Origin of the sequence: Leptolyngbya sp. FACHB-36 (assembly GCF_014695955.1) — a bacterium.
GTDB lineage: Bacteria > Cyanobacteriota > Cyanobacteriia > Leptolyngbyales > Leptolyngbyaceae > FACHB-36.
Genome location: NZ_JACJPG010000110.1, coordinates 1 through 2,785, shown reverse-complemented (window position 1 = coordinate 2,785; position 2,785 = coordinate 1). Strand labels below are relative to the sequence as shown.

At 52.3% G+C, this 2,785-nt stretch carries 3 protein-coding genes; 1 reads left to right on the top strand and 2 read right to left on the bottom strand.

What is annotated here, in order from left to right:
- Positions 1 to 548: LysR family transcriptional regulator (locus tag H6F43_RS01525; RefSeq protein WP_190340258.1), on the bottom strand; the 548-nt coding region annotated here is incomplete at its 3' end.
- A gap of 199 nt (positions 549 to 747) precedes the next feature.
- On the opposite strand from H6F43_RS01525, the gene H6F43_RS01520 reads away from it, so the two are divergent.
- Positions 748 to 1,761, top strand: a complete 1,014-nt coding sequence (locus H6F43_RS01520) for a chemotaxis protein CheB (protein WP_242025240.1) — start codon at positions 748 to 750, stop codon at positions 1,759 to 1,761.
- An 11-nt stretch (positions 1,762 to 1,772) separates the two neighbouring features.
- Here the strand turns inward: H6F43_RS01520 and H6F43_RS01515 are convergent, their stop codons facing one another.
- Entirely contained in the window at positions 1,773 to 2,099 is a 327-nt protein-coding gene (locus tag H6F43_RS01515; protein WP_190340257.1) for a BON domain-containing protein, read from the bottom strand.
- Positions 2,100 to 2,785: the final 686 nt, after the last annotated feature.

Below are 2,785 nucleotides of genomic sequence, written 5' to 3'. Positions count from 1 at the left end.
ACGCTGTCATACTCAGCGAGCGGATGACTCGCCGCCATCAGGACTTTAATCGGTTCATCGTACAGCACGTGAACGAGCATCTCTGGGCTATTGGTGAGAAAGCGATTATTCATCACGATCGCCACATCCACCAAGCCATCCCGCAGCACTTTGAGGGAGCGATCGCTGCCCAAGGCTGTCACTCGTAGCTGCACGTCTGGGTAGTCCTGACAAAAGCGTTGCAGAATCGGCGGCAGATGATAGGCACAGATCGAGTGAATCGCGGCAACGCAGAGTTCTGGCTGCTTACCGGCAACCAAATCGCCGAGTTCTTGAACCGCATTCTGCCATTCTTGACAGATTTTCTTTGCACGGGGGAGTAAGCGATCGCCCCCCACGGTGAGTTTTGCCTGGGCGCTTCGGTGGAACAGGGACAGGCCCAACTCTGCCTCTAATCCCTGAATCTGCCGACTAACTGCTGATTGCGTCACGCCACAGCGTTGAGCAGCCTGCTGAAAGCTGCCCGTTTCTGCCACAACCAGAAACGCTTGTAACTGTTCTAGACGCATAAGGGTGTGTAGTTTAGATTACCGCCAAACTGAAGTGACCTTATCGGATCTCAGCGACCGATTTAGTAGAACGTGATACAGTCAACCGAACATTAGAGATGCGTGTACGACATAGTTTGCCCAGAGCCTACAGGAAGAGGGAAGGCTGATCTGTGCCTATTGCAGTAGAGTGACGGTAGTTACCTTGTTGCTATCGCTAATGGGTTTAATGTTTGGTCGGGATGTCGTTGTCATGGGTGCTTCGGCAGGAGGCGTAGAAGCGCTAAAAGCCGTTGTTCAAAGCTTACCTGCCGATCTTCAGGCGGCGGTGTTTGTGGCGGTGCACATTCCAGCATCGAGCAAAAGCATGCTGCCAATGATCCTGAGCCGTTCTGGTCCCCTGCCTGCGGTACATGCCGAAGACCAAGCGACGATCGAGCCAGGATGCATTTATATCGCACCTCCAGACTTTCATCTAATTGTTGAGCGCGATCGCGTTCGCCTAAGTCGTGGTCCCCGCGAGAACGGACACCGACCCGCGATCGACGTCCTATTTCGCTCTGCCAGTCGAGCCTATGGTAAGCGAGTGATTGGCATCGTTTTGTCAGGGATGCTGGATGATGGCGCGGCAGGATTGGCAATAATTAAGCGGCAAGGGGGAGTTGCCTTAGTGCAAGACCCCAACGAGGCGCTATTTGATGGAATGCCGAACAGCGCGATCGCCGCAACGAAGGTTGATCACATTCTTACAGCGAGCGAGATTGGCGCGTATGTCGAGACATTAGTGCAGGAGCCTGTGGCAGAGGACAGCAGTATGACCAATGATGGACTAGAGCAAGAAGCCAGGATTGTAGCTGAGGATAAGGCGGCCCGGGAGCGGGGCGAACAAGCATCCGGCAGTCCCAGTCCGCTGACCTGTCCAGACTGCGGCGGCGTGCTGTGGGAACTGCGGGACGGCAAACAGCTTCGCTATCGCTGCCACACGGGGCATGCCTACTCGGTGGACAGCTTAGCCTCCGAGCAAGCGGATGCACTTGAAACGGCGCTGTGGTCAGCCATCCGCGTTCTCGAAGAGCGAGCCGCACTGGCACGGCGAATGGCAGTTCAGGCACAGTCCCAAAACCGCTTTGCCTCGCAAATTCAGTTTGAGGAGCGGGCAGACGAAGCCAAGAAGCACGCCGACTTAGTGCGCCAAATGGTGATTCAGCAGCACGAGAGTCAGGAGAAAGTTTAGCGATTGATTCGCTATTGAATTGTTAACCGATTGACGATCGCAAAATCGGGAGCCGTTTGCTTGGCAATGGTTTCTGCCAGCGCCTTTTGTAGCACCGTCTGAACTCGTCCCGTCAACAAAATAGACGTTCCCTCGCCGTCTGCGTCGAGATCGAACGACTGAAGCGTCAGACTGCTATCCAGCGCATCATCTACGCGCTTAGCAGCTTCCTCAGCCCGTTCGCCGCTATCCGCCGCTTGCGCAATGCCTGGCTGCTCAAGCTGACTGTATGTTGCTAGCGCCAACGGCACGATCGCGCCAATAGAAAGCCGCTGAGCCAATCGACGTAAAGAGCGCATGCAGTCCTCAACACCTTACTTGTAACGTTTTATTTATCTAATATTTCTTGGTTGTAGTGTGAGCTTAGATGACCTTCATCTATCTTCGGGCTGATACCTGCTGTGAGTAATTAAAGCGACAGTAGCCCTAAAAGCGTTTGCCAGCAACGAGTTCGCCTTAGAGTTACTAATGTCTTAATTAAATCTTTACCTTATTTTTACTAATTTTTAAGCAAAAATGTGTCCGATAAGACAGCAGGATATAAGACCAATGATAGAATACTTAACTCTCCCTCTATCTAAAGGAAGATGATAGCGGAAATCGCTTCTCATTAGAGTTATTCGTATATCCATAGAAAGCGATTAGGCATTGGAAGCGTAATTGGACCTGTCGCACCGTCGATCGTTGCACTAGTGGTAGTCAGTGTGGCGTCGGCGACTGTGGCGTTTAAAGTTCAACTTGCTGTTGCCCAGAGCTTTTTTCCACGTGAATAAAGCACGTTGGGTCGGTCTGTAAAGAGTCCGACCACACGCGTTGCTTGGCAGTTTTACCGATGAGTGGGTTGAGGATTAATCAGAATGAAATCGATTGTTCAAACGTTTTTACTCCTGAGTCCGGTTGTGTTAGCGATGAGTGCTGCCAGTGCGTCAGCCGCGATCGCAGAGGACCAACGAACTCCCACACCGATTAAAACAGCGTTAGTCGC